Raw genomic sequence first — 3,782 nt, forward strand, 5'->3', positions numbered from 1 at the left:
CTGGCGGCCGGCGTTGCGCTGCCGCGCCTGCACGCTGCGGCATGCGTGCCTATAGTGCCGGTTGGATTCGCACGGCGGGGCCCGCGGCCCCGCCGTTTCTTCTGCTTTCCCCCTTCGTCATCAGGAGCCTTGCATGAGCTACCCCTCGACCCGTCTTTTCATTGCCGGTGAATGGCAGGATGCCGCCGACGGCAAGACGCTTGCCGTGTTCAACCCCGCCACGGGCAAAGAGATCGGCCGTGTGGCCCATGCCGGCCGTGCCGATCTGGACCGCGCGCTGCGGGCCGCCCAAAGCGGCTTTGAGGCGTGGCGCGGCATTGCGGCGGCAGAGCGCGCCAAGACCATGCGCCGGGCCGCCGCGCTGATGCGCGAGCGCGCCGAGGCCATTGCCGCCATCATGGTGCAAGAGCAGGGCAAGCCCCTGGCCGAAGCCCGGGTAGAGACGCTGGCTTCGGCCGACATCATCGAATGGTTTGCCGATGAATCGCTGCGCGTGTATGGCCGCATCGTGCCCTCGCGCAACCTGGCGGCGCACCAGATGGTGCTGAAGGACCCGGTAGGCCCGGTGGCGGCGTTCACGCCGTGGAACTTTCCCATCAACCAGGTGGTGCGCAAGGTGGCCGCCGCCCTGGCAGCGGGCTGCTCCATCCTCGTCAAGGCGGCGGAAGAAACACCGGCCAGCCCTGCCGAGCTGATCCGTGCCTTTGCCGATGCGGGCGTGCCCGCCGGCACCGTGGGGCTGGTGTACGGCAACCCGGCGGAAATCTCGAACTACCTGATTCCGCACCCGGTCATCCGCAAGGTCACCTTCACCGGCTCCACCCCCGTGGGCAAGCAGCTGGCCGCATTGGCGGGCCAGCACATGAAGCGCGTGACGATGGAGCTGGGCGGCCACGCCCCGGTCATCGTGGCCGAAGATGCCGACCTGGATCTGGCCATCCGCATCTCCAGTGGCGCCAAGTTCCGCAACGCCGGCCAGGTGTGCATCTCACCCACCCGCTACCTGGTGCACGAAAGCATCCGCGCCGACTTCGTGGCCGCCTTTGCCAGGTACGCCCAGGGCCTGAACGTGGGCGACGGCCTGGTGGCCGGCACGCAGATGGGCCCGCTGGCCAACCCGCGCCGCATCACGGCCATGACGGGCCTGCTGGCCGACGCCGTGCAGCGAGGCGCCAAGGTGCTGGCGGGCGGCGAGCGTATCGGCACCGAAGGCAATTTCTTCCAGCCCACGGTGCTCGATGACGTTCCGCTGTCGGCCCGCATCCTCAACGAGGAGCCCTTCGGCCCCGTGGCCGCCGTGCGGGGCTTCGAGAACATCGAGGACGCCATTGCCGAAGCCAACCGCCTGCCGTTTGGCCTGGCCGGCTACGCCTTCACCCGTTCGCTCAAGAACGCCCACCTGCTGGCCCAGCGGCTGGAAGTGGGCATGCTGTGGATCAACCAGGCCGCGGCCCCGGCGGCCGAACTGCCGTTTGGCGGTATCAATGATTCGGGCTATGGCTCGGAGGGCGGGCCAGAGGCGGTGGAGGCGCACCTGAATACGCGCCTGGTGTCGATCATGAACGTGTGATCGGGTGGGGCGGCCTGCTGCCGGCGCCACAGGCCCGGACGGCGTGGCGCGGCCCCACCTGCGGTGCGCTCTTGCGCACGGAAAGGAAGCCCGATGAACAAACGCAATTTCGTCGTCACCGCCGGACTGGCCGGCGTGTTTTCTGCCACCAGCGGCATTGCCGCGCCCCGCACGGTGCGCCAGGCGACCCTGCTGACGGTGAGCGGCGCCATTGACAAGCCGAACCGGGGCCCGCTCGATGCCGTGCGGGACCAGATGATGGGCAAGCATGGCGTGCAGTTCAGCAAGGCCCATGCGCTGGATGCTGCCGCGCTGCAGCGCCTGCCCTCGGTGTCGATCCGGCCCACGCTCGAATACGACGCCCAGCGGCATACGCTGGAAGGCCCGCTGCTGGCGTCCGTGCTCGATGCGGCGGGCGTGGCGCAAGGCCGCGCCATCACGCTGGGGCTGCGTGCCGTCGATGGCTACAACGCAGTGCTCAGCCTGGCCGACGCCCTCGCGTACCGCATGATCATCGCCACCCACATGGACGGGCAGCCGCTGGGGCTGGGCGGGCTGGGGCCGCAGTGGGCCGTCTACGACGCAGATGCGCTGCCGACCTTCAAGGACAAGCCCCTGAAGGAACGCTTCGCCGTGTGCCCCTGGGGGCTGTACCACATCGACGTGCAGAACGCCTGAGCCGTTGTCTTGACGGCGCGGCGCGGGGCTGAGGGCGGTTTGGTGGTGTCCGGCGTTGGGCGTCGGTGCAGCGGACCGTCGCGCTCTAACGCCCGGCGCCGTTGTCCGCTGGGGAGAGTGGCTCACGCCGAGGGACTGGCGGCTCGCAACCCTCGGTGTCTGCGGGGCGCCGGTCGCATGCTCGCAACCCCCGGTAACCTGGCAACCCCGGGATCCCGGCGATGCCAGTGGCCGCGCAGCAGTCGCTAGAGCCAGAGCCAAGCGGGCAGGGTGTGCCGCACGGGCTATCTGAGCGCCAGCGCATCAGTGCATTCAAATGCAGATGGCCGATGGCATCAAGGCCGGGGCTGCCCCGCCGTGGCGGCCGCTGAACACCGCCTGCCGGCCTCACGAATACCGGGGGGCGCTGCCTTGCGCCTTACCGCTCACGCCCAGGCAGCGCCTGCCGTACGTCCGCCCGCGCGGTTTGCTATCAAAAAAAAGCTGCTTCGGCCCACCAGGCAAGCGCATGAGCCCTTTTTTGCTTTAAACCGGCGGGCGGGTACGGCTGCGCGGCGCCCGGGCGCCGGCCCCGGTGCGCTGTACGGGTCACTGTGCCGCGGTCGGCGGCAGCGTGGGCGAGGCCATGCCTTCGGCTTGGACGAAGGTCAGCGTGGTGACGTAGCTGGCTTCGCCGTATTTCTCGCCCTGGACAACGCCCTCGGTCTTGTCGGCGTGCTTCACTTCGGCCACGTATTGGCCTTTCCAGGGCAGGGCGAAGGTCACGGTGCCATCGTCGGCCGTGGTGGCCTCGCGCGTCCAGCCCGAGGGGGCTGCAAGCTGCACCTTCGCCTTGCCCAGCGGCGCCCCTTTGAACACCGCCTTGAACTGGCCCGGCGTGCCCGTGGGCACGAGGTCAAGCGGCGCCGTGGGCGCAATGGGCCGCGCCAGGCTGGCCACCCAGCGGGCCGAGGGCTGCCAGTACATGGCGGGCAGGTTGCGCTTGCTGCGGTCGATCAGCGGATAGGTAGCGGCGGCGAACAGCGTGTCGGGCGCGCCGGCCACGGTGTAGGCAAAGGCGTCCTTGCCGAGCTGGCCTTCCACGCGCTGGGCGGTGGCGCCGGTGCGCTGCTCCAGCGCGGGCACGCCTTTGAACTGGTCGAGCCTGCCGGGTGAGGTTTCGCGCAGGTTGTCGTTGAACTCGCCAAAGTGCAGGCGGGCCTGGCCCGCGGTGTTTTCGAGCCAGACCTGGTGGGCCTGGGCCGTGGTGGTGGCGCAGACAAGCAGGGCAGACAGCAGGGGTGCGCGCAGGTGCAGGGACGATGTCATGGACGGTTTCCTTGTGGAGTTGGCGGATAAAAAGGGCGAGCAAGGCCGATTCCCCGCCGAAGCCGGAAACCGATGCTCACAAGTTGATAGCTGTCTGCGCTTTATGGATAAGCGCTGGTGGCTGGTTTGTTGCAGGGATTGCGCGGGGCGCCCCTGCGGGGGACCAGCGGCAGCCCCGGCCAGCAGGCCGGAGCGCCGTTGCCCATCCGTGGCCGGGCACCAAGGG

Annotated in this window: 3 protein-coding genes; 2 read left to right on the forward strand and 1 reads right to left on the reverse strand. The window is 69.2% G+C overall.

Going from position 1 to position 3,782, the window contains the following annotated elements:
* Window positions 1-133 precede the first annotated feature (133 nt).
* Together ACDELDRAFT_RS20065 and ACDELDRAFT_RS20070 are read left to right on the forward strand one after the other, a co-directional pair.
* Window positions 134-1,570, forward strand: coding sequence for an NAD-dependent succinate-semialdehyde dehydrogenase (locus ACDELDRAFT_RS20065; RefSeq protein ID WP_005799885.1), 1,437 nt, complete (start codon window positions 134-136; stop codon window positions 1,568-1,570).
* Window positions 1,571-1,663: 93 nt separating this feature from the next.
* Entirely contained in the window at window positions 1,664-2,248 is a 585-nt protein-coding gene (locus ACDELDRAFT_RS20070) for a molybdopterin-dependent oxidoreductase (RefSeq protein ID WP_005799886.1), read from the forward strand.
* A gap of 588 nt (window positions 2,249-2,836) precedes the next feature.
* On the opposite strand, the gene ACDELDRAFT_RS20075 is transcribed toward ACDELDRAFT_RS20070, so the two are convergent.
* Window positions 2,837-3,556: a hypothetical protein gene (locus ACDELDRAFT_RS20075; RefSeq protein WP_005799887.1), complete on the reverse strand. Its 720-nt coding sequence runs from the start codon at window positions 3,554-3,556 to the stop codon at window positions 2,837-2,839.
* Window positions 3,557-3,782 lie beyond the last annotated feature (226 nt).

This window comes from Acidovorax delafieldii 2AN (genome assembly GCF_000175235.1).
GTDB lineage: Bacteria > Pseudomonadota > Gammaproteobacteria > Burkholderiales > Burkholderiaceae_C > Acidovorax > Acidovorax delafieldii_B.